Here is a 23,531-nt window from a genome sequence, read left to right on the forward strand (position 1 = left end):
TATCGGCTTTTTCAATCGATCGCCTGCAAGCACTCGGCAAAACGTTCGGCGAGAAAGCGCGCGGCAGGGCCCAGGGGTTCATCGCGGCGCCACACCAGCTCGACCACAAGCGCCGGCGGGGTCCATTCGCTGTCGAGTTCGACCATTTGGTTCTGGTACGCGGGGTATTGCACCACATGCCGGGGCAACCAGGCCCAACCCAGGCCACGGATAAGCCATTCGGCCAGCACGTAGAAGCTGTCGGCGCGCCACACCTGCGGGCTGGCGGCCTCGCTGCCGGGGTAGACGCTGGTCTGGGTCGACATCAGCAACTGGCGATACTGCGCCAACCCCTGGCAGTCCACGGTTTGCTGCGCAGCCAGCGGATGGCGACGCCCGCACACCGTGACCATTTCCACACTGCCGACGACCCGCCGCTCCAACGCTTCGGGGATTTGATCGTGATAGAACAACATGCCCAGGTCGGCCCTGCGCTCCACCAGTTTGCGTGCGACATCGCCCTGGGCAGCGCTGGAAAGCTGCACCTCGAGGTTGGGAAACTGGCCGGCCAAGGCGTCGAGACTGTCGAGGACCGGCTGGTACAGCATCGCTTCATCCTGGGCCAGGCGCAGGCAGGCTTCTTCGCCGCGCACCAACGACAGTGCGCGGCCATTGAGGCGTTCGCACTGGCGCAGCACTTCCCGAGCCTCTTCGAGCAGCACCGTGCCGGCTTCGGTCAAGCGCGGCTGGCGGCCGCTGCTTCGTTCAAACAGGCTGACGCCCAGGTCCGCTTCCAGCAAGGCGATCCCGTTGCTGACTGCCGACTGAGCCTTGCGCTGCTGACGCGCCACCGCCGAAAAAGAACGCTGCTCGGCGACGCTGACGAACAGGCGCATCTGTTCCAGGTTCCACTGCACATTCATGGCACAACCCATCTTCAATTCGGATAGGTAATGACTTTACCCCATCTGACGAGCCTCTAGAATGCCGACCTTATCCAGCGCGCTACACACCGAGGACCGCACCATGACCCCTGCCTACTACTACCTGGCCATCGCCATCTGCTCGGAAGTCATCGCCACCGTTTCCATGAAAGCCATCAAAGGCTGGAGCACACCGATCCCACTGCTGCTGGTGATCGTCGGCTACGGCGTGGCGTTCTGGATGCTGACCCTGGTGGTGCGTACAGTGCCGGTCGGCGTGGCGTATGCCGTGTGGGCTGGGATGGGCATCGTGATGGTCAGCGTCGCGGCGCTGTTCATCTATGGGCAGAAGCTCGATCTGCCGGCAATGCTGGGGATGGGCTTGATTGTGTTGGGCGTGGTGGTGATTCAACTGTTCTCGAAAACGGCGGGGCACTGACCTCACGCGTCAATATTGATCCCGCGCAAAGATCCATTCGTTGAGTCTGTATACTTGGCACCTTGATTTGAACACTGAGGTTGCCCATGCCATCCGTTATTTCCACCGACGTTCTGATTGTCGGCGCCGGAGTTGCCGGCCTCTGGCTGAATGCGCGCCTGCGCCGCCAGGGGTTTTCCACGGTGGTGGTGGAAAACGCCACCCTGGGAGGCGGGCAAAGCGTGAAGTCCCAAGGCATCATTCATGGCGGTGCGAAATACGCGCTGCACGGTGCACTCACCGGCGCCTCCGAAGCGATTGCCGATATGCCGCGGCGCTGGCGTGAGGCCCTGGCCGGTCACGGCGAACTGGACCTGACCGGCGTGCGCTTACTCTCCGAAGCCCATTACCTGTGGTCCCCTGGCACGCTCGCCGGCAACCTCACCAGCTTCTTCGCCAGCAAGGCCGTGCGCGGCCGTGTCGATCAGGTCAAGGGCGACGCGCTGCCGCCAGCCCTGCAAGACCGCCGCTTCAAGGGCAAGGTCTATCGCCTGTCGGAATTGGTGGTCGACGTGCCGAGCCTGATCGGACGCCTGGCGCAGTTGGCCGGCGATAGTTTGCTCGCCGGACAACACATCGAACCGCTGCGCGAAAACGACGCACTGGTCGGTCTGAAAGTCGACGGCCGCGAGATCCGCGCCCAGCGCATCGTCTTGAGCGCCGGCGGCGGCACTGCCGATCTGCTCGCCGCTCTGGGCCTGAGCGAGCCGGCCATGCAAAAGCGTGCGCTGCACATGATCATCGCCAAAGGCCCAGGCCTGAAACCGCTGTACGCCCACTGCCTGGGCGGCGGCACCAAACCGCGCCTCACCGTGACCACGCACCCGGCCGCCGATGGCAACTGGGTGTGGTACATGGGCGGCGACATCGCCGAGGCCGACGGCGTAGCACGCACGCCACAGGAACAGATCGCCACCGCGCAGCACGAGTTGGCGCTTCTGCTGCCGTGGATCGACATGAGCCACACCGAATGGGCCACCCTGCGCGTCGAACGTGCCGAGCCGCTGCAATCGGGCCTGACTCGCCCCGACAACGCCTTCCTCGCCGAACAGGGCCGCCTGCTCGTGGGCTGGCCGACCAAGCTGGCCCTGGCACCGGACTTCGCCGACCGGGTGCTCCACGCCCTCGAACGCGATGGCATCCAACCCGGCCCCGCCACCCCGCTGCCCGAGCTGCCCAAACCCGCCATCGGCCAACCGGCCTGGGAGAAACTGTTGCCATGAGCCTGCCCACCCTGCACGACCTGCACCGCCCGCTGGGCAGTACCGGCCTGCTGGTGTCGCCGCTGGGCCTGGGCACCGTCAAGCTCGGTCGCGACCAAGGGGTGAAATACCCCAGCGGCTTCCAGATTCCCGATGACGACGAAGCGCGCCTGCTGCTGCGCCAGGCCCGTCAGTTGGGCATCAACCTGATCGATACCGCGCCGGCCTATGGCCGCAGCGAAGAACGCCTGGGGCCGCTGTTGCGGGGCCAGCGCAACGAGTGGGTGATTGTCAGCAAGGTCGGCGAAGAATTCGACAACGGCGTGTCCCGTCACGACTTCAGCGCGGCCCATACCCGGATGTCGATCGAACGCAGCCTGAAACGACTGGAAACCGACTTTATCGACCTGGTGCTGGTGCATTCCGACGGCAACGACCTGCACATTCTCAACGACTGCGAGGTGTACCAGACCCTCGCAGACTTGAAACGAGAAGGCAAAATCCGCGGTTTCGGCTTCTCCGGCAAAACCGTCGAAGGCGGCGTGAAGGCTCTGGAACAGGGCGATTGCGCAATGGTCACCTACAATCTGAACGAACAGGCCGAGAAAGCCGTCATTGATTATGCGGCCGCCCATGGCAAGGGCATCCTGGTGAAAAAAGCCCTCGCCAGCGGCCACGTCTGCCTGGAACCGGGAATGGACCCCATACGTGCCAGTTTCATGTTGTTGTTTGCGCAAACGGGTGTCGCCAGTGCTATTGTCGGGACCATTAATCCGCTGCACCTGGCTCACAACGTGGCGACCGCTGCCCAGGTCATTCGTCAACTCTGATGCCGCCGACGCGGCCGCCCCGACGTAAGAAGGAGCCGACATGTCGCGAACGCTCATAAGAAAAAACCCCAGCAACTTCAAGACTCTGCCACTGCATGTCGAAGCCACCCCCGAAGGCCTGAGCTACCAGAGCGTCGGCATGCCGCTCAACTTTGCCCAGACCCTGCAACGGCGCAAGCCGGTAGAAGTGACAGACCCGGAGCGTTTCGCCCTCGAGCTGGCCAACCTCGGCGTGTCGGTGCGTTTGACCCTGCATTGGCAAAACAAGGATTACTGGGTGCTGGTACGCCAACGCCGCCAGGACCGTGGCGACGTGGTACTCAAGCTGATTTCCGGCTACGTCCCCGCCCATGAGCTGAACCTGCCGCTGCACACCGCCATCCAGGAAATCGCCGAAGAGTGCCTGCTGGAGACGCCCGAAGGCTGGCTCAGCGGGCGCTTCAACGACACCTGGCTGCCGGCGCCCTACTCCGCCGCACTGCACTACCGCGAAGCCTTGCCGTTTCGCTTGAGCCCCTTGTCCGGCGCGGCCCGCCCGGTGCGCTGCGCGACCACGCAACTGATCGAGCGCCCACGGGCCTACGTCCACTTGCCTACGGCCTCGCTGCAATTGATTTATGACTTGCGCCTGGAGGTGCCCAAGGAAGCCAAATCCTTGAGCCTGTTCCATGTGGATGAGCGACTCGAAGGCGATCAACTGGTCGCGCGCCTGGACCGCCAGCGCCCGGACCTGTACCTGATGCCCTTGAAGGACGGGCAGCCGCTCGCCGAACTGTATACGGTCAAGAAAGATCAGCTGTACCCGGCGAGCACGCGGGGTTTGTACCTGGCGGAGAGCTTCGCCCAGCAGGACGGCTGGGTGGTGCGCGACGAGCGGATTCGTTGGAAGGATTGGCTCAGGCAGCAAGGCCTGGCCGTCCCGGAGAAAGAGTCGAAGCTCAAGCGCCTGACCGGCAAGGCCCGGCAGATGTTGCGCAAGATCGTGCCAAAGAAGGCCAGACCGTAGGAGCGAGCAGGCCCGCGCCTACGGCCGCAAGCCTTATTCGTGATTGCGGATTTTTTCCACGATCGCGGTCGTCGAGCTGTTCTCAACCAACCCCAGCACTTTGACCTTGCCGCCGTAGGCGCTGACGATGTCGGCGCCGACCACCTGGTCGACGGAATAGTCGCCGCCCTTGACCAGCACATCGGGCTTGACCTGGGCCAGCAGGTTTTCCGGGGTGGCTTCGGGGAAGCTGATCACCCAGTCCACCGCACCCAGGCCGGCCAGGACCGCCATGCGTCGGTCGACACTGTTGATCGGCCGGCCCGGACCTTTCAGGCGGCTGACCGACGCATCGTCATTGACCGCGACGATCAGGCGATCGCCTTGGGCGCGCGCCTGTTCCAGGTAGGTCACATGACCGGCATGCAGGATGTCGAAACAGCCATTGGTGAACACAATGCTTTCGTTGTGGGCGCGCGCGTCGTCAATCGCCAGCAGCAATTGCTCGAGACTCAACACTCCACGCTCGGAGCCTTCGGAACGCTGGATCGCACGGCGCAGTTCGGGCGCGCTGATCGCGGCGGTGCCGAGCTTGCCGACCACGATGCCCGCTGCCAGGTTGGCCAGGGCCACGGCGTGGGGCAATTCCTCGCCGGCCGCGATGGAGGCGGCCAGGGTGGAAATCACGGTGTCGCCGGCGCCGGTGACGTCGAACACTTCACGCGCACGCGCCGGCAGGTGCATCGCCGCATAGCCCGGGCGCAGCAAGGTCATGCCGTGCTCGCCACGGGTCACCAGCAAGGCGCCCAGGTCCAGTTCGGCCATCAGCGTCGCGCCCTTGCTCACCAGTTCGTGCTCATCGGCGCAACCGCCGACGATGGCTTCGAACTCGCTGAGGTTCGGCGTGATCAGGCTGGCGCCGCGATAAATCGAGAAGTCCTTGCCCTTGGGATCGGCCAGCACCGGAATATTGCGGGCCTTGGCGGCCTGGATCAGCATCTGGTGGTTCTTCAACGCGCCTTTGCCGTAGTCGGACAACACCAGCACCTTGATGCCTTCGAGCAACTCATCGACCTGCGCGCTGAGGGCCAGGGCGTCGGTGGCGAAGGGCTCTTCGAAATCGATGCGCAGCAATTGCTGGTGACGGCTCATGACCCGCAGCTTGACGATGGTCGGCTGATGGGCGATGCGCTGGAACAGCGCGCGCACGCCGGCACCGCGCAGGCTGTTGGCCAGGCTGTCGGCGGCTTCGTCGTCGCCGGTCACGCCCACCAGGGAGGCAGGGGCGCCGAGGGCGGCAATATTGAGGGCAACGTTGGCAGCGCCGCCTGGACGGTCTTCGATTTGCTCGACCTTGACTACCGGTACCGGCGCCTCAGGGGAAATCCGTGAGGTTCCGCCATGCCAGTAACGGTCGAGCATGACATCGCCGACCACCAAGACAGGGGCTTGATCGAATCGCGGCATGGACAACTTCATGGAGCAACCCACATACAAAATGAACAGGGGCGCGATATTAGCACAGGGTTACAGAAGGCTTGTGGGGGTGTGACAGAAGATGTTGCAGGAACGTTGGTGAGGCGGATTGCCCGCCCCACCAAGGGTATCAGGTGATATCCGCCGACACCGGGGCATCCAGGCCCATGGCATGCAGGCGGGCGTAGTAGCCGTTCTGTGCAAGCAATTGACCGTGGGTGCCGCGCTCGACAATACGCCCGTCGTCCATCACCAGGATCAGGTCGGCCTTCTCGATGGTGGACAGGCGGTGCGCGATCACCAGGGTCGTGCGGCCTTGCATGACCTTGTCCAGCGCCGCCTGAATGTGGCGCTCGGACTCAGTGTCGAGGGCCGAGGTGGCCTCGTCGAGAATCAGCAGCGGCGCATTCTTGAGCAGGGCGCGGGCAATTGCCAGGCGCTGGCGTTGGCCGCCGGACAGCAGCACGCCGTTTTCGCCAACCTGGGTGTCGAAGCCTTTAGGCAACTGGTCGATGAAGTCCTTGGCGTTGGCATCCATCGCGGCGGCTTCGACGTCGGCCCGTGGTGCGCCGGCCAGGTCGCCGTAGGCGATGTTGTTGGTCACCGTGTCGCTGAACAGGGTCACGTGCTGGGTCACCTGGGCGATGTGCTTGCGCAGGTTGAGCAGTTTGTAGTCTTCGATCTCGACGCCATCGAGCAGGATTTCACCGCTTGCATGGTGGTAGAAACGCGGGATCAGGCTGGCCAGGGTCGACTTGCCGCTGCCCGAGCGCCCCACCAGGGCGATCATCTGCCCAGGCTCGGCGGTAAAGCTGATGTCCTTGAGTACAGGACGTTCGGTGCCGGGATAGGTGAAGTTGAGGTGACGCACTTCCAGATGGCCGCTGACCTTGTCGCGCTCAATCGTGCCGTTGTCGACTTCAGCCTCTTCGTCCAGCTGTTCGAAAATACTTTCGGCGCCCGCCACACCCTTCTGGATGGTCGAGCTGACTTCCGACAACTGGCGGATCGGCTTAGGCAGCAGACCGGCCAAAGTGATGTAGGCCACCATGTCGCCGGCCGATGCGTCGCCGCGCAGGTAAAGCACCAGGAACATCAGCACGGCCATGGCGGTGTAGATCACCAGTTGCAGCGCCGGGGTGTAGATCGCCCCGGTGCGGGTCATGCGCAGTTGCTTGTTGGTGTTGCTCTGGCTGGCCTTGAGGAAGCGTTTTTCCTCGTAGATCTCGCCGCCGAAGCTGCGCACGACGCGGTAACCCTGGATGGTTTCAGACGCCACATGGGTCACGTCGCCCATGGCCACCTGGATCTTCTTGCTCTGTTTGCGGAATTTCTTGCTGGCCGTGCTGACCATCACCGCAATCAACGGCAGGATGGCGATCATCACCAGCGTCAGGCGCCAGTTCATGAACAGCAGCGAAGCGAACAGGAAGATCACGGTCATGCCTTCGCGAATCACCACCTTGATCGCATCGGTCGCCGCCCCCGTGACCATGGTCACGTTGAAGGTGATGCGGGAAATCAGGTGCCCGGAGTTGTGATTGTCGAAGTAGCGGTTGGGCAGTGTCAGCAGGTTGTTGAACAGTTGCACCCGCAGGTCGTGGACCAGGCCCAGGGAAACCTTGGCCAGCAAGTAGTTACCGAGGAACGAACCCAGGCCCTGCCAGGCGGCGATCAGGATGATCAGCAGCGGCACGGCCTGCAGCAATTGCAGGTCGCGCAGGAACGGCACGCTGGGGAACAACACGGCTTGCGGGTTCGAAAGGCCGTCGACAAAGTACTTGAGGATGTACCCCAGCATCGGCTGGGTCGACGCGAAAATCAGAAATCCGACAATACTCAGCGCGAACAAACCCGCATAGGGCCTGACGTAACTGAGCAGGCGGAAGTATATTTTCAAGCTCGAAGGGCTTGCGCTCGGACTGGAGTCGGTCATATCACGCGGCGTTTTAAAAAAGGAGGCTGACTTTAGCACAGCTTCTCTGTTGTACTTGCACCCCACATGACCCGCGGGCCGGCGAAATCCAACCGGCGACATTATATAGCCACTACTCTAAGATGGTCGGCTTTCTATTTCTGAAATGGCTTTTACCGTATGCAGTGCAAGCGTCTTACCTATGGCTCAAATCGCGTCTTCGACTTCCTGGTCCTATGGATTTTGCCCATTGGCTTGTTGCTTCTGCTGAGTTCGCTGTTCTTCGTCACCAATCGCAACGTGCTGCACAGGTTCTACTACGTCCTGTTCAGCGCGCCGACCTTGTTGCTGTTGTGCCTGCGCCCCAGGGAATTCATGGAATTGCTGCGTGAGCCGCTGGCCATCGCATTCCTGGTCTTCTCCGCCTGGGCCCTGACCAGCCTGTTCTGGAGCCCGGAGTTTCATCCCGACACCGACCTGTTCAAGCGACCGCTGCACACGTTCATGTTGTTTGCCGGCTGCGGGCTGTTGCTGCATTACCGCAACGACCTGTTCAAGCCCGTGTTCTTCAGTGCGGCAGTGATCGCACTGGTGGCGACCCTGTGTGACCTGGTGGCCTTCGCCAAGGGGTTTGAGCCGGGCCTTGAAATACGCATGATCGGCGGCCGCGGCGCCCTCGACAACCCGCTGCTCAGCTCCCACGTGTTCGGTTTTTTCAGCGTCTACTGGTTGTATGTCTGCATGACCAGCCAGCGCTTTCAGGTGCTGTGGTTCAGCGTACCGGCCCTGGCAATCATGACCGCCGCGGTCCTGGCCACCGGTTCCCGCACACCGTTGGTGGCCCTGACCCTGGCCATCCTGTGGATGAGTTTTGTCAGCCGCAACCGCCGCTCGGCCATGATGATCGCGGGCTTGGTCCTGAGCGCCGCGGCGCTCTTGCTGTTCTACCCTGAACTGATCACCAACCGCGGCAGTTCATTCCGCTTCGAACTGTGGAGCATGACGCTGCAGCGCATCGCCGAACACCCGTGGATAGGCCACAGCTACGATTCCGAGCTGTACCTGACCCTGGCTCAGGCCAACGGCTTCCAACTGCGCGAACCCCACAGTTTTGCCCTGGGCGTGCTGTATTACGTCGGCATCATCGGCTTTATCCCGTGGATCTTCATGCTCGGCTGGGGCCTGTACAAAAGCCTCAAAGAACGGGCGCAACCGCTGTTCATCCTTGCGTCCTCCCTGCTGGCCTACGGCATCGGCGCCGGCCTGACCGAGGGCGGCGGCATCCTGTCGCGCCCCAAGGAACACTGGTTCCTGCTGTGGATTCCTTTGGCGATCATCGCCGGCCTGAGCATCGCCCAGCGCCGCCACAGCCTGCTGTGCATGCCGGTGCAAACCCTCAAGGCCGAGGCCTTCGATCAACTGTGCCACGACGCCCATGTGATTGAAGCCGACGGCCTGGGCCCGAAAGTCCTGCGCCTGGAAGACGGCAGTTTCCTCAAGGTTTTCCGCGCGCGCCGCTGGTACACCTCGGGCAGCTTCAACCCTTATTCCGAGCGGTTTGCCAACAACGCCGAACAATTACGCAGCCTGGGCATTCCCACCCCGCAGATCCTCGGCATGTACAGCCTGCGCGACGCCAGCAGCGCCGTCACCTACTCGCCACTGCCCGGCCTGACCCTGCGCCAGGCCCTGCAAAGCCTGGACAGCAGCCTGCGCGAATCGCTGATCGAGCGCTTCGGTCGATTCATGGCCCAATTGCATGAGCGTGGTGTGTACTTCCGCTCGCTGCACCTGGGCAACGTGCTGCTGATGGATGACGGCGAGTTCGCGCTGATCGATATCGCCGACCTGCGCATCTTCCCGTCGGCCCTGCGCAATGCCTTGCGCCAACGCAACCTGCGCCATATGCAACGTTACCCGCAGGACCGCAACTGGCTGTTCGAAGCGCACTTCGAGCAACTGGCCAAGGGTTACGCCAGCATCGCCAGCCCAAAAGCCACGGCAAAAATCCGCGAGCAGGTCCAGGGCCTGGCTAGCCCGGCCGCCTGATAAAAAAGGCGACTATCACTGCTGATAGTCGCCTTTTTCACTGCCACCGCCGCCTCAGCTTCTGAGGGGCGCCAGATACAACCGCACCAGCCCGCGCAGGGTCTTGCGCCCCCAGAACTTCAACGGGATCTGCTTGAGGATCTCCCGCGCCAGCGGCCGGTCACGGTCGGCGGTCTTGAGGAACATCGAGTTGAGGAAGTTGTAGCGCACCGCGTCATACGACGGGTGTTCGCTGAACAATCCATAAGTCTTGAGGATGTTCTGAATCATGTAGCGATGGTTCTTGTACGTGTTGGTGGCGTGCTGGCGATAGCGCGCCATGACCATGTTCAACACGTCGATGGTGTAGCCGGCGTGGGTGATCTTCAATTCGATCAGCAAGTCTTCCAGCGGAATCAGCGGATCGAAGCCCCCCACCTGCTCCAGCGCTTCGCGGCGGATCAACAGGGTCGGTGCTGGCGGGAACGGCTTGCGGTCCAGGAACAGGTCATCGAAGTCCAGGCTGCGAAACGGCAGGTCCCGGTGCTGCTTCTTGTCGGGATAGGGCTGGCCATCGCCATCGATCAACTCGATGTTGCCCGCGCAGATGCCGACCTTGGGCTTGCCTTCCATATAGGCGACCTGGGCCGCAATGCGCTCGGGCAACATGATGTCGTCGGAACCGAACGGCGCGATCAGCGTGCCTTTGGCCCGGGCGATCGCGCCGTTGAGCGTATTGGTCAGCCCCTGGTTCTGCTGGACCTGGAAATCAAAGCCGTGCTCGGCCTGCAAGCGCCGGATGCGCTCGACGCTGTCGTCCTTGGAGCCATCGTCGACCACCAACAGTTCGATGTTCGCGTAGGTCTGCCCCAGCACGCTGAGGATGCTCTGCTCGATGTACGGGCCATGGTTGTAGGACGCGATGATCACCGAGACCAGGGGTTGTGGCTGATTCATGCTCTACCTACTTCACGCAAACCGGTTTCAATCAGGGTCAGGTACTTGTGCTTGAACTCGTCCAGGGTGTGGTTGGCTACCAGGTAACGGAACACCTCCTCGCCCTTGGCACGCAATTGCTCATCGCTCAGCGCCAGGTAGGTATCCAGCGCCGCGGCCAGTTGCTCGACGTTGCCCGGATCGTGAGACAGCCCGCCCGCGCCCTGCACCAGCGGCAGCATCGCCGGACCGTTGGAGGCGATCACCGGCAAATGCCCGCTCATGCCTTCCAGCAGCGCCAGGCCCAGGCCTTCGAACAGCGACGGCATGGTCCAGATATCGAAACCGCGCACGTACTTCATGCCGTCTTCACGGAACCCCAACAGGTGCGCGCGACCGGTCAGGCCGAGGCGCTCGATGTCGGCACGCAGGTCGGCTTCGGCGCGGCCGGAACCGATGATCCCCACCTGTGCCTGCGGGTATTTGTCCTTGAGCGTGGCAAACGCCTGCAGCAGATGCGTGTGGCCCTTGATCGGCACCAGGCGGCCCAGGGCGCCGATCATCCGCGCATCCAGCGGCAGGCCCAGGGCCTTGCGTGCTTCATCGCGCGGCAACTGCAAGGCTTCTGCCTGCGGGATGTCGATGGCGTTGGTGACATAGGTGGTGTTTTCACGGGTAAACCCGCAATTGAGCGCCACCAGGTACTCCTGCACCGCCTCCGACACGCCGACGAAGCGCCACGCCGGGCTCACCCAGCGCTGGGTCTGACGCCGGCGGTAGCCACGGGCGTACTCGCCGAAACCATGGGAGATGCCGATGCACAGCGGGATCTTCAACCAGCGGTTGAGGGACAGCATCATGTTCACCGACTTGAAGCGGTTGCAGATGACCACATCGAACTTCTGCTCGCGGCAATACTTGTAGATCTGCCACATGGCGCCAAAGCGGATGCCCTTGAGGGACTTCTCCGGCAGTTCGAAATAGTGGGAGTGCTCGGCCACGCTCAGCGGCTGGCCCGGTAACGGGCGGCCACTGAGATACCCCGATGTCACCTCGAAGCGTTCAACCGGCAACGATTTGACGATCTGCTCACCCAGGTCGGCGAAGTCATTGGTCTTGACGTTGTAGTCCGGCTGTAACTGCAAAACCTTGAAACGAGGCTTCATAACTCTCCATGCAGCGATCTGGCTGCGGGCGCGCAGCCCGGCAAAAAATGGTGCGGCAAACGGATGCGGTCTGCCGTAAATAAGGTCTCAGTCCTGTTTCAGGACCCACAGCAATTCATGCCGACGCACAGCCTTGCGGAAGAATTCGTTCTCTCCGTATGGCGATGGGCTACGCCCGGCCAGCACCTGTTGCAACCAGCGACGCACACGGCGCTTGAACGGCGCGCGCGGTTGCAGGTCGTGCATCATGCCCAGGGCCATGGCCTTGTCCTGCTGCTGGCTCAAGGCGAGCGTGAAACTGCAGGGGACCAGTTCGTCCGCGGTGTCGAAACGCGGCGGCAGGGCCACGCCGGCGCCCGAGTCGCCCATGGGCCAGCGGTCGTTATCATGCAAGTGATTGGCGTAACCGAGCAATGTGTCGGGCTGCCACGCCAGGCCCTCCAGGGCTTCCAGTATCGCCGCGTGCGCGCAGATATGGTCGGCGTGCGGATCGAGCAACGGCGTCGGCAGCACGATCACCTGCGGTCGCGCCTTGAGCAGCAGCGCGCGCAGGTCGGCGATCAGGTTGTGCCAGGTCGGCGCGCCGTCCACGTCGCCGGGCAGCGCAAAGGCATTGAACTGACGAAACAGCCGCGTATCGCTCAATTGCGCCTCGCGGGAGGCTTGAGCCTGGTCCGGCGCGGCCTGCATGGCCGCCAACTGCATGCAGAAGTAGCCCAATTGCACGCACTGTGCTTCGGGAACGCCGGCCCAGCGCGGCACGGCAATGCTGTCCCAGGCCCGCAGGCGCCCTTTGAGTTGCGCCGCTTGCGCCTTGGGCAGGCCCATCTGTTGATAATGCTCGGCTTCGATTTCACCGGCGGTCAACGTGACGATCCAACTTTCGGCCGCCTGGCTGTACAGGCTGAAGGCCGCCAGTTCGGCGTCGTCGGCATGGGGCGCAATCACCATCACACGTTGCTGGCGATAATCCGGCTGGCGGAAACGCCACAGCGTCGGCTGGCCGTTGATCCGGCAAAAACGCCCGCGCACCCGCAGTTTGCTGGCGGCCAATGCGTCGGCGGCGCCGGTCAGGTTGAGGTAACGGCGCCCGCCGACGCCACGCTCGAACACTTGCCGGTCCGGCGTTTGCAGGCCCAGCAGTTCCACCGCCGGGTCGATGAAACGCCCGAGCCACGAGCTGCGCAGCTCGATGCCGACGATCAGGGTGTCGTCCGCCGCCAGCGGCGCGTCCAGCAGCAGCCGCCCCGCGTCCAGGCGCAGGCCTGGCACTTCACTGCCGTGAGGGAATGCGTAGGCATAATCCTCGTTGGGCGAATAGAACAGATGATCGGCAAACCAGGCTTCATGGGCCGCCCACAGCACCACCGCCAGAATCAACGGCAGCCACCAGGCCACGAGCACACCGGCCGCGATCAGCACCAGCAAGCCAATCAGCAGCGCGATGCGCTTGGTGCGCCGATGACGCTTGAGCAGTTGCTGCTTGCGGCTCATAGGCTGAACACCGGCACCGGGTTGCACCAGCGCTCCTTGTATTCACGGTCGGCGCGCCCGAAGGAAAAGCGCAGCGGTTTATCCACGGCCCGCGCCTGTTCCCAGGCGCTTTGCGTATTGAGGAAACTCAACACGCTGCCGGGGCTGAACTCACGGGTCTGGGGGTCGACACCGCCGTTGACGTATTCGATGCTGACCCACTCGGGCGCCTCGACGCGATACACCAGTTGCACGGCAATCGGCGCATCGTTGAGAAACAGTACCGAGCCCACCAGGAACTCCTTGAGCAAGCCCAGCACCTGCGCCAGATGCTCGGCGCCGGTGGCCGGGAAGCCCCAGCGGCGCTGGAACAGGTCGCAGTAGATCGCCGCCAGCTCGCTGCTGGAAAACTCACTCACCGCCCGCACCACGCCGCCGGCTTCTTCGAGCAACCGCAATTCGCGGCGCTGGTTGTAGCGAAACTTCTTCGACAGGTCTTCCGGGGTGCGCGCCATGGCCAACTGCTCGGCCTGGGGCTTGAGGGTGCTGACGCGCCCCTCGTTCAACGCCGACAGGTAACGCCCACGGTGGCGCACCGGCAACTGCGCGTCGGCGGCGATCGGCAGGATGATTTCGGCATTGCCCAGATCGAACACGCCTTTCTTGCCGCGCCGCTTGAGCACGTCCTTGGACAAGGCCAGGTCGCGCCCCCAAGTGGCAATCGCGCCCTTGAGCTCGCCGTCCTGCTCCCAGCCCAGGTAGCGCACCGGAATCTGCGCCAGGTCCGCCAACCGTTCGACGATCAGCGGATGCGTCGCCACGCTGCCGCCAAACCGCTGCCAGGCCTGGGCGTAGACCTCGGCCTCGACAGGTACCCAGCCGCGTTCACGCCAACCCTGGAAGCGATTCAGCATTTAAACCACAGCGTCATAAGGGTCCACGCCGTCCTTGACCACCAGGATGTCTTCCATGATCAGGTACTGCAGGTCGGAACCGAAGAACATGTTCAGCGCATCGGTCGGCGAGCAGATCATCGCTTCGCCACGACGGTTGAGCGAAGTATTCAGGGACACGCCGTTGCCGGTCAGCACTTCGAGTTCTTTCATCATGTCGTAGTAGCGCGGGTTGTATTCGCGCTTGAGTACCTGGGCGCGGGACGTGCCGTCCTCATGGACCACTTCCGGCACGCGGGTTTTCCACTCTTCCGACACTTCAAAGGTGAAGGTCATGAACGGCGCCGGGTGATCGACCTTGATCATCAGCGGGGCCACGGTGTCGAGCATCGACGGGCAGAAAGGCCTCCAGCGCTCGCGGAACTTGATCTGATGGTTGATGCGGTCCGCCACGCCGGTAGCGCTCGGGCAACCAATGATCGAACGACCGCCCAAGGCACGCGGGCCAAACTCCATGCGCCCCTGGAACCAGGCCACCGGGTTGCCGTCGACCATGATCTTGGCGATGCGTTTAGGCATGCTGTCGATCTTGCGCCAGTCCGGCTTGCTCGGGTGCTTGGCGCAAGCGGCGATCACGTCTTCGTTGCTGTAGGACGGGCCGAGGTAGACGTGTTCCATCTTCTCCACCGGCACACCACGGGCGTTGGACACGTAAGCGGCGGCGCCCACGGCGGTGCCGGCATCGCCGGACGCCGGTTGCACGAACAGCTCTTTCACGTCGTCACGGGCAATGATTTTCTGGTTCAGCTTGACGTTCAGCGCACAGCCGCCGGCGAAGGCCAGCTTGCCGGTTTCCTTGAGGATGTCGCCCAGGTAGTAGTCGATCATCTGCAGGGACAGCTTCTCGAACAGCGCCTGCATGCTGGCCGCGTAGTGGATGTACGGCTCGTCGGCGATGTCGCCTTCGCGCTTGGGCCCCAGCCACTCGATCAGTTTGGGCGAGAAGTAGAAACCCTTGCCCTTCTCTTTATAACGACGCAGGCCGATGACGTTGGCGTAGTCGGTGTTGATCACCAGCTCGCCGTTTTCAAAGGAGGCCAGGCGCGAGAAGTCGTACTTGCTGGCATCGCCATAAGGCGCCATGCCCATGACCTTGAACTCGCCGTCGAGCATCTCGAAACCGAGGAACTCGGTGACCGCGCCGTACAGGCCGCCGAGGGAGTCCGGATCGTAGAATTCCTTGATCTTGTGGATCTTGCCGTTTTCGCCGTAGCCGAAGAACGTGGTGGCGTACTCACCCTTGCCGTCGATCCCCAGGATCGCGGTTTTCTCCTTGAAACCGGAGCAGTGGTAGGCACTGGAGGCGTGGGCCAAGTGGTGTTCAACCGGCTCGATCTTGATTTTCTTCGGATCGAAGCCCAGCTGTTCCAGGCACCAGACGATCTTGTTGCGGTAGCGCTTGTAGCGCCGGTTGCCCATCAGGATCGCATCGAGAGCGCGGTCCGGGGCGTACCAGTAACGCTTGGCATAGTGCCAGCGCGCTTCGCCGAACAGGCTGATCGGGGCGAACGGGATCGCGACCACATCAACGTCGGAAGGCTTGATGCCGGCCTGTTCCAGGCAGAATTTCGCCGATTCGTAGGGCATGCGGTGCTTTGCATGCTTGTCGCGCACGAAGCGTTCTTCTTCGGCGGCCGCGATCAGCTTGCCGTCGATATACAGGGCTGCGGAAGGATCATGGCTAAGGGCGCCGGACAGGCCAAGAATCGTCAATGCCACAGGGGTCTAGCCTCTTTTAGTCTGCATGCAGGCGCGTTACGCCTGAAAAAAGTGTGCCTCTCGCCTGGGCGAGAAACAGCTAAAGGGCGGGATTATAGCTCAAAAGCAGGAGGAAGCTGTTAGCGGCGAGCGTCGAGGAGGTTCAGCGGAAGATCTCGATGCTGCCGTCCTTGTTCTGACGGTAGATCGTGTAGGGCAGGACCAGGGTGTCCAGCACGCCAGAGCCGATGAACTCGATGGCGATGATCGGGAAAGCATTGTTCTCGTGGTCCGACAGGGCTCGGTCATTCAGGCTTTTTTCTGGGGCGGGCTCAGCATTGAGCGTACAAAACCCGTAGATCACCCCACTGTAGATGCGCGGGATATTTTCGCAGTAGCTGCGCGACTCCTTGAGGTTCTGGCTGGCGACAGCGTCCGGGCGAAAGACGGTGTTGATGGTCCCGCAACCGGAGATTGCCAGGAGAGCAGCAAGCAACACAGGGTACATACGGATCATGAACGACACCGTTCAGCATAGAGGGTCGACCACACTAACATCGCCAGCGAAGATAGCCTACACCGACACACCGATACGTTCTGTGAGAAAGTTCCGAGAAGACAATACAGACTTAGTTGCTTCGCGCCGCAAACACACCGGAGCAAAGAGCACTGACGGGCAAATCAATACGCTTGATTAACGTTCAAACCAACCCTTCCTTTAAACCGTACCTGCAACTATCAACATGATCAACGGCATAAAACCCATTACCCAAAAAACGCAATAGCGACGAGACGGCATGAATGCTGCGCATACCCATGCAGCAGCATTCTTTTCGACCTTACACGCCCACGGGCGCCTTAATAGTGCAGCGACCGCGGAGGCTCCGCACCATCAAAGTCAATTTGATGCCCCGCTCCAACGTTGATGCTTCCTAACCCTGGCTCACCATTACCCGGCTGCCCCCTGCCCGTACCTGGCTGATAGAAACCACCGTTACCGTCGGATTGAATCTCATGATCAATCGGCTGATTTTGCGCATCCAAATACTCAGCATCTTCCCCGGCCGCCTGATCCAGCGGATTGTTTTGCCCCTTCTCATTAAAGTTATTACTTTCGTACCTCTGATAATCAGCAGCCACGTTTGAGTTAGCATTGATAGACGACATAAAAACCTCCTATAAATAATTGAACAACCTCATCGGCTGTAGAACAAATTTATAGAACGATAAAAGAATGCTCAACCCGCAACATGCGCCACACATGTATCCGTTTAAAACAAGAAGTACAATACAACCAAACAAATACCTTGCCCCAATAAATTGCTCTAGGACAAGTCTGATATAAACCAGCACACTTCGCGCTATCCGCCGAACCCGTTTCAACTTCTAACTTACTTAAAGCCCGCAACCCGTATCAAGACAGCCTCGCAACCGGGCATTGTATAAAATGATACATAATTGCCAGATTCGAGCGGTTCGTGCAGGCCAACTGGCTGCTGGGGGACAGGCCCCTGCAAGCCTGCCCCCACACTTGACCACGTTCTACCTGAAAACCTCGCTCGACCGTCAGCCGGCGCCGCCGACTTCCTTCGGCAAACGCTGATCGATGACCTGATACAGCGCACTGCCTTGCGGCCAATTACGCATGAAGCGTGCGCGGTCCTTGGCAAACGCCGCGGCGAAGCTGGCGTCGGAGCGGTGCTGGCGCATCGCATCCAGGTCGATCAAGGCCCAGCGGCCGTCGTGCCAGAACAGGTTATGGCCCTTGAAATCGCCATGGCTGATGCGCTCGCGTATCAGCTCGGCGAACAGGTGGTCCAGCGCCAGCAGTTCGTTTTCAGGCGCGTCGCCCTGCTCCACATACGGTGCGAAGCGCTCGATGATGTCCGGCCCCGGCAGGTATTCAGTGACCAGATAAGCGCGGCTGCGCAGCCAGAAAAAGCGCTTTTCCAGCACGGCCAGCGGCTTGGGTGTGGCAATGCCGAGGAACGCCAGGCGATTGCCTTCGCGCCAGGAATGCCAGGCGCGGCTCGGGCGCCAGAAACGCTTGAGCCAATGGGCGAAGCCCTTGATGTTGTAGCGTTTGATCACCAGCGGCCGGCCGGCCACTTCGACCTTGGCCACGCTGGCCGCACCGCCGGTCTTGTACAAATGCCCCTGGTCGAGCAAGGCATCGGCCTGCTCCAGCACCGGCAGCATCGCGCGCTCCTCCTCGCGACGGATCGCCCGCAAGCCAAACGCGCCGCGCACCACGCTGAACAGCGTGCATTCGCGGCCGACCTTGTCGAGGAAGTCCTTCAGGCGCCAGGCGCTGACCTTGCGCACCTGCTTCTCCAGGGCTTCGAGCGGTAACGCATGCTCGCCGTTGCTCAGCAGGTAATACACCAGCAACTCTTCGGTAAACGGCGCGAGGTTTTTCGGCAACTGGGCGAAAAACACCCCTAGGTTTTCCAGCACCCGGTTGCGCGACAGCGGCTGGCCCGCCTGTTCCACGCAGATCCCGGCACCATCGATCAGGTACAGCTTGCCGCCCTGGCGCAGCAGGTTATCCAGGTGCAGGTCTTCCTGCCACAGGCCCTTGGCGTGCATACGGGCGATCGCGTCCAGCGCTTCGGCGAGCACAGCGGTCTGCTCATCGGCCAACGGCGGCAGGCCTTCGACCGCTTGCCAGGCATCGGCCAGGCTTTCGGCGCCGTCGATAAACTCAAACAGCAGCCAACCGCCCTCGCCTTCCTGCAAACCGTCGGCCAGCAGCAGCGGCGTGGTCAGGCCTTGCTCGGCCAGCAGGCGCACGCCGTTGAGCTCACGCTGAAAATGCCGCGCCGCCTTGCTGCCCACCAACAACTTGGCCAACACCGCGCGACCGCGCCAGACACCGGCGCCCACATAGCGCTGGCCCGGCAACACGCGCAACAGGCTGAGCAATTGCAATTGACCAGGGCCTGCGGCGTCCGCCAGTTCGATGGTCAGCGGCAGGCTTGGGCTGCGGCCGGCCTGCTTCAGCGCGGATAAACGCATTAACGGTGCTCCTTGTGGCTGCGGCGAGCGGTCAGGCGCTGCTGCCAGGTGGCGACCAGCGGGCTGTCTTCAGGTTGTTCCAGATACGCCGCCAGCAGGTGACGCGTTTGCGCATCCGACCACTGCGGCGCACGGCGCAACAGCGGCTCCAGGTCCTTGACCCGGTCACGCCAGCCAAACAGCAGCGGGCGGGTTTTCTCCAGGTCGATCAACTGCGCGGCATAACCGTCGCCGGTGGCCTGCAGGAAAATATGCTTGGGGTAAAAACACCCGTGGACCTGTCCCACGCCGTGCAGACGGCGCGCCAATTGGCCGCAGGCCAACAGGATCGCACGGTGCTGGGCGTCGCTCAGTTGCGGCCACTGTTCGAGCAACGAGTCCAGGTCATTCCAGCCGTCCAGGGCACGGGTCAACAGCATCGCGCGGTGCTCGCCAGCGACTTTGCGCTCACCGTAGAACGCCGCCTGCAAGGCCGGGATACCCAACGCGCGATAACGGCTGATGTTACGAAACTCGCGGGAAAAACTCGGTTCGCCAAACGGTCGGTGCAAGCTGCGCGTGAGGTAGTTGCTCTGGCGCTTGAGGTAGTAACCGTGGCCGTCGAGCTCCAGGCGGAACACGCTGCTCCAGCCGCCACGGCTGGTGTTCGGCTCGTCCACCGCGTCCAGTTGCTTGGCCCACAGGGCATCGAAACTGGCCAGACCGTTGCGCTCCAGCAGAGCGCGGTCTTCGGCCGCCAGGAAATCACTCATTCGCGTCCCTCGAAAAACTTCACCACATGGCGAATTCGCTGTTTGTCCGACGCACTCAGGTGCGCGCGCTGGCGGTATTGCAGGTAGAAGCGCAGGCGCTGGGTGGCCGACAGGTGATACTTGGCCACCTTGTCCAGGCAGGCCAGGTCTTTGGTGATGCGGTATTTGAGCCAGAACCCGCGCCAGAAATCGCCGTTGGGGCAATCGATCAGGTACAGGGTGTGCTGGTCGTCGATCAGCAGGTTGCGCCACTTCAAGTCGTTATGGGTGAAGTGATGATCGTGCATGGTACGCGTGTATTCGGCGAGCTGGCGGCTGACCGCATCGACCCATTTGGGGTCTTTGAGGCGCACGTCGCTGCGCTCGGCCAGCACCGACAAGTCTTCGGTCTTGGGCAACTCACGGGTGATCAGCGCGCCGCGGGCGTAGGCCAGGCCATTGCGCTCCAGGCCCCAGGCGACCACGTCGGCGGTGGGAATGCCCCACTTGGCGAAACGCTTGAGGTTCTGCCACTCGGACTTCACCCGCGGCTTGCCCAGGTAGCGGCGCAGGCCCTTGCCGGCACCGACGTAGCGCTTGACGTAGTAATTGACCCCGCCGCGCGCCACCCGGATCACTTCCGACAGCGGGTCGCGGGTCAGCCGCTCGCCTTGCAGGGCGAACACCGCTTCAAGGCTTCCAAAATCATCCGCGAGGCCGGCGTATGCGGGTTCCAGGTTCCAACCCGCCATCAGAGCGCATCCCCGTAACGTTGTTTGCGCGCGTAGAGCTTGGCCGCCTTGTGCTCAAGCCACTGCAGCAGTGCGGCCTCTTCGGCGAGAATCTGGCGCAACGGCTGTTGGAAGTAGCCCTTGAGAAAACGCAGCTTGTCACGCTGGGTCAGGCCGATATCCAGCGCCGAAAAATACAGCGCCGCCAGGTCCTTGTTGCGCCAGCGCAGCGGGATCTTCGAGCGCACCTGCGCACGGTGCAGATCGATCACCGACAACTTGAAATCGTCGGCCACCAGCGGCTTGTCCGTGTGCAGCAGGAAATGGCAGATATAGCAGTCGCGATGGTTGACCCCGGCGCGGTGCATCATGCCGGTCATGCGCGCCACTTCGGCGATCAGCGCATGCTTGATGACTGGCGATGGCGGTTGCTTGAGCCAGTCCATGCTCAGGTCTTCGAGGCTGACGGTGGGCGCCAGCTCTTCGGTGACGATAAACGAATGCTGGTCGGCCGGGTTGCTGCCCTTTTCGCCATAAGCCACGGCGGTCATGGTCGGCACGCCGACTTGCTGCAAGCGCTGGATCGCCCGCCATTCCTGGCCGGCGCCCAATACCGGCAACTTCGCGGTGATCAGGTTCTTGAGGATTTCGGCCCAGCCGATACCACGGTGAATCTTCACGAAATAACCGCGGCCCTCGACCTCTGTACGCAAGGTACGACGGGCATCGAGTTCGCGGTACACCAGGCCGTCCAGCTTCTCGACTTCGGCGAACGCATCGCGTCCGGCCCAAAGGGTCTTGAACGGTTCGGCAAGCATCAACTTCATCGGTTCGGCTCCGCCAGGATCAGGTCCGCAGCGTACTGCGGCATGCTATAGAGGTCGGCCGTCTCGGCGAAGGCCAGACCATTGCGACTCATGGTCGCGCGCGCTTGTGGATCGTCGAGCATATCGACCAGGTATTGATTGAGTTGAGCCTGTTCGAACGGCTCGTCCAACACCCGGCCATTGCCGGCCTTGTCGATATAGAAGGCATAACCGCAGACCTTGCTCACCAGCACCGGCAGGCCGGCGACAACCGCCTCGATCAGCACCATGCCGGCCGCTTCGTTGTAGGCCGGGTGGATCAACAGGTCGGCCCCCAGCAGAAAGCGCGGAATATCGCTGCGCCCCTTGAAGAAATGCACTTGCTCGCCCAGGCCCAGTGCGGCGCTCTGTAATTGGAATACTTTGGGGTCGTCCTGGCCGATTACAAACAGCCGGGTACGTTTCTTCAGCGCCGACGGCAATGCGGCCACGGCCTTGAGGCTGCGGTCGACGCCCTTGGTCTTGAAGCCGGAACCGATCTGCACCAACAGCAAATCGTCCTCGGCCAGGCCGAACTCATCGCGAAACTGTGCGCGGATCTGCGCGGCATTCGGCGGCGCGCGCCGGTCACGGGCGATGCCCGGCGGCAGCAAATGAAAGCGCTGCGCCTGGGTGCCGTAGTAACGCGTGAACAATTCCTGCTGATGGGCCGAGAGCACCATGATCTGGGTCTTGGCGCTCTGTTCGAAGACGGCGCGCTCGTACTCGGCAAAGTGTTTGTAGCGGCCGAACCAGCGATACATCGGGTTGCGCAGGGTTTGTGCCTTGTCTTCAAACACGCCATCGGCGGCGAAGTACAGGTCCAGCCCGGGCATTTTATTGAACCCGACCACGCGGTCCACCGGGCGCTTGGCCAGGTCGGCCTGAATCCAGGCGTAGAGTTTTTCGTTGCGGCGATGGTTGAACAGCGCCTTGACCGGCGCCACCAGCACTTCGAAACCGGGCGGTACATCGCCTTCCCAGATCAGGGTGTAGACACGGATCTGATGACCGCGCTGCTGGCACTCCAGGGCGATACGCATGAAGTCGCGCTGCAAGCCACCGAACGGGAAATACTTGTACAGAACAAACGCCAGTTGCATCAGTGCATCTCCTCGGCCAGTAACAACGTGCTCAGCCGGCTCGCCACACGCTCAGGGTTCAGCCGCGTGAAGCACAGGGGCGATTCGCGCTTGATGTCGAACCGACGCAGATCGTCGGCCGTGGGTTGATAGGTACACTGTTTCAGCAGGCAGGGCGCACACGGGAAGTCGCTGGCCAGGTGAATCTGGCTCTTGCCGTAGGCGCCGGTCAGGCCGGGGTTGGTGGGGCCGAACAGCGAAATGGTCGGCACGTCCAGGGCTGCGGCCAGGTGCCCGAGGCCGGTGTCCACCGCAACGCAGGCGCGGGCGCCGGCGAGCACGCGGGCGACGCCGGCCAGGTTCAGTTTGGGCAGCACCTCGGCGTTGTCCAGGCCCTGGGCCAGGCGTTCGGCGCGGGCCTTTTCGGCGGCATTGCCCCATGGCAACTTCACGTCCACGCCCAGGCGGCCCATGCGCTCGGCCAGCTCGCGCCAGTAGGCTTCGGGCCAGTGCTTGGTGTCCCAGGTGGTGCCGTGCAGCAACAACACAAACGGCTTTTTCGGCGGCAGGCCGAGCAGCTTGTCGACGCTCAGGCCGTAGTCGCCCAGGGCCTTGGGCAAGTCATAGCCGAGGGCCACGGCGAACAGCTGGCGCAGGCGCTCCACCGCGTGCTGCCCGCGGGCCACGGCCAGGCGCCGCGAATAAAAGCGCGCCGCGATCGGTTCACGCGCCGAGTTTTTGTCAAACCCGGCCACCGGGGCGCGCACGTAGCGGGTCAGCCAGGCGCTTTTGAGCAGGCCCTGGGCGTCGATCACCAGGTCGTATTTGGTTGACTGGATACGCTGCTTGAAGCGCCGCCATTCGCCACTTTTGAAGGTTTGCCAGAGGTTCTTGCGCCAGCGGCGAATCGCCACCGGGATCACCTTGTCCACCGCCGGGTGCCAGGTGGGGATCTCGGCAAAGCCTTCTTCCACCACCCAGTCGAATCGAATGCCCGGGATCGCCCGCGCCGCATCGGTCAGTGCCGGCAACGCATGGATCACGTCGCCCAGGGATGAGGTCTTGATTACCAGTACCCGCAA

General features: G+C 62.4%; 21 protein-coding genes. 5 read left to right on the forward strand and 16 right to left on the reverse strand.

The features are described 5' to 3' along the window. Positions 1-11: 11 nt before the first annotated feature. The gene (locus NR164_RS07445) at positions 12-902 is read right to left on the reverse strand and encodes a LysR family transcriptional regulator (RefSeq protein WP_017849785.1); all 891 of its coding nucleotides are present in this window, start codon (positions 900-902) and stop codon (positions 12-14) included. A 103-nt stretch (positions 903-1,005) separates the two neighbouring features. On the opposite strand from NR164_RS07445, the gene NR164_RS07450 reads away from it, so the two are divergent. The 4 genes from NR164_RS07450 to NR164_RS07465 all read left to right on the forward strand — a co-directional run bounded on the left by NR164_RS07450 (position 1,006) and on the right by NR164_RS07465 (position 4,418). Then, positions 1,006-1,341 carry a multidrug efflux SMR transporter gene (locus NR164_RS07450; RefSeq protein ID WP_026140385.1) on the forward strand — a complete coding sequence of 112 codons (336 nt, stop codon included), beginning with the start codon at positions 1,006-1,008 and terminating at the stop codon, positions 1,339-1,341. A gap of 86 nt (positions 1,342-1,427) precedes the next feature. Further along, positions 1,428-2,603: an FAD-binding oxidoreductase gene (locus NR164_RS07455; protein ID WP_256822554.1), complete on the forward strand. Its 1,176-nt coding sequence runs from the start codon at positions 1,428-1,430 to the stop codon at positions 2,601-2,603. Next, on the forward strand, positions 2,600-3,412 hold the full coding sequence (locus NR164_RS07460) for an aldo/keto reductase (protein WP_017849788.1): 813 nt from the start codon (positions 2,600-2,602) through the stop codon (positions 3,410-3,412). The genes NR164_RS07455 and NR164_RS07460 overlap by 4 nt, the downstream gene beginning before the upstream one ends. Positions 3,413-3,452: 40 nt before the next feature. After that, positions 3,453-4,418: a hypothetical protein gene (locus NR164_RS07465; protein WP_017849789.1), complete on the forward strand. Its 966-nt coding sequence runs from the start codon at positions 3,453-3,455 to the stop codon at positions 4,416-4,418. A 33-nt stretch (positions 4,419-4,451) separates the two neighbouring features. On the opposite strand, the gene hldE is transcribed toward NR164_RS07465, so the two are convergent. Both hldE and msbA read right to left on the reverse strand, forming a co-directional pair. After that, positions 4,452-5,876 (reverse strand): bifunctional D-glycero-beta-D-manno-heptose-7-phosphate kinase/D-glycero-beta-D-manno-heptose 1-phosphate adenylyltransferase HldE, encoded by a 1,425-nt coding sequence (gene hldE, locus NR164_RS07470; protein ID WP_026140386.1) that lies wholly within the window; start codon positions 5,874-5,876, stop codon positions 4,452-4,454. A gap of 127 nt (positions 5,877-6,003) precedes the next feature. Continuing rightward, complete coding sequence (gene msbA / locus NR164_RS07475) at positions 6,004-7,809, reverse strand: lipid A export permease/ATP-binding protein MsbA (protein ID WP_046384924.1); 1,806 nt, start codon at positions 7,807-7,809, stop codon at positions 6,004-6,006. Between the two features lie 159 nt (positions 7,810-7,968). On the opposite strand from msbA, the gene NR164_RS07480 reads away from it, so the two are divergent. Beyond that, positions 7,969-9,837 (forward strand): bifunctional O-antigen ligase/aminoglycoside phosphotransferase family protein, encoded by a 1,869-nt coding sequence (locus NR164_RS07480; protein WP_256822556.1) that lies wholly within the window; start codon positions 7,969-7,971, stop codon positions 9,835-9,837. A gap of 54 nt (positions 9,838-9,891) precedes the next feature. On the opposite strand, the gene NR164_RS07485 is transcribed toward NR164_RS07480, so the two are convergent. The 13 genes from NR164_RS07485 to waaC form a co-directional block, all read right to left on the reverse strand. Next, a complete protein-coding gene (locus NR164_RS07485; RefSeq protein WP_017849793.1) occupies positions 9,892-10,773 on the reverse strand; it encodes a glycosyltransferase in 882 nt (293 codons plus the stop codon). Further along, positions 10,770-11,918, reverse strand: a complete 1,149-nt coding sequence (locus tag NR164_RS07490; protein WP_017849794.1) for a glycosyltransferase family 4 protein — start codon at positions 11,916-11,918, stop codon at positions 10,770-10,772. Before NR164_RS07490 ends, NR164_RS07485 begins: the two co-directional genes overlap by 4 nt. 87 nt (positions 11,919-12,005) lie before the next feature. Continuing rightward, entirely contained in the window at positions 12,006-13,412 is a 1,407-nt protein-coding gene (locus NR164_RS07495) for a PIG-L deacetylase family protein (RefSeq protein ID WP_256822557.1), read from the reverse strand. Beyond that, entirely contained in the window at positions 13,409-14,305 is an 897-nt protein-coding gene (locus NR164_RS07500; RefSeq protein ID WP_046490751.1) for an antimicrobial resistance protein Mig-14, read from the reverse strand. Before NR164_RS07500 ends, NR164_RS07495 begins: the two co-directional genes overlap by 4 nt. Next, a complete protein-coding gene (locus NR164_RS07505; RefSeq protein ID WP_017849797.1) occupies positions 14,306-16,063 on the reverse strand; it encodes a carbamoyltransferase in 1,758 nt (585 codons plus the stop codon). 142 nt (positions 16,064-16,205) lie between these two features. Next, on the reverse strand, positions 16,206-16,559 hold the full coding sequence (locus NR164_RS07510) for a YceK/YidQ family lipoprotein (protein ID WP_057003658.1): 354 nt from the start codon (positions 16,557-16,559) through the stop codon (positions 16,206-16,208). A 341-nt stretch (positions 16,560-16,900) separates the two neighbouring features. Then, on the reverse strand, positions 16,901-17,209 hold the full coding sequence (locus NR164_RS07515; RefSeq protein ID WP_102617188.1) for a hypothetical protein: 309 nt from the start codon (positions 17,207-17,209) through the stop codon (positions 16,901-16,903). A 399-nt stretch (positions 17,210-17,608) separates the two neighbouring features. Further along, positions 17,609-19,060 (reverse strand): lipopolysaccharide kinase InaA family protein, encoded by a 1,452-nt coding sequence (locus NR164_RS07520; RefSeq protein ID WP_046384931.1) that lies wholly within the window; start codon positions 19,058-19,060, stop codon positions 17,609-17,611. Continuing rightward, complete coding sequence (locus NR164_RS07525) at positions 19,060-19,812, reverse strand: lipopolysaccharide kinase InaA family protein (protein ID WP_177029548.1); 753 nt, start codon at positions 19,810-19,812, stop codon at positions 19,060-19,062. The genes NR164_RS07520 and NR164_RS07525 overlap by 1 nt, the downstream gene beginning before the upstream one ends. Next, positions 19,809-20,543 carry a lipopolysaccharide kinase InaA family protein gene (locus NR164_RS07530; protein ID WP_046384933.1) on the reverse strand — a complete coding sequence of 245 codons (735 nt, stop codon included), beginning with the start codon at positions 20,541-20,543 and terminating at the stop codon, positions 19,809-19,811. Before NR164_RS07530 ends, NR164_RS07525 begins: the two co-directional genes overlap by 4 nt. Then, complete coding sequence (gene rfaP, locus NR164_RS07535; protein WP_046384934.1) at positions 20,543-21,349, reverse strand: lipopolysaccharide core heptose(I) kinase RfaP; 807 nt, start codon at positions 21,347-21,349, stop codon at positions 20,543-20,545. The genes NR164_RS07530 and rfaP overlap by 1 nt, the downstream gene beginning before the upstream one ends. After that, positions 21,346-22,470 carry a glycosyltransferase family 4 protein gene (locus tag NR164_RS07540; protein WP_046384935.1) on the reverse strand — a complete coding sequence of 375 codons (1,125 nt, stop codon included), beginning with the start codon at positions 22,468-22,470 and terminating at the stop codon, positions 21,346-21,348. The genes rfaP and NR164_RS07540 overlap by 4 nt, the downstream gene beginning before the upstream one ends. Continuing rightward, entirely contained in the window at positions 22,470-23,531 is a 1,062-nt protein-coding gene (gene waaC, locus NR164_RS07545) for a lipopolysaccharide heptosyltransferase I (protein ID WP_046384936.1), read from the reverse strand. The genes NR164_RS07540 and waaC overlap by 1 nt, the downstream gene beginning before the upstream one ends.

The sequence above is a fragment of the Pseudomonas sp. Pse79 genome, from assembly GCF_024519615.1.
Taxonomy (GTDB): Bacteria; Pseudomonadota; Gammaproteobacteria; order Pseudomonadales; family Pseudomonadaceae; genus Aquipseudomonas; species Aquipseudomonas veronii.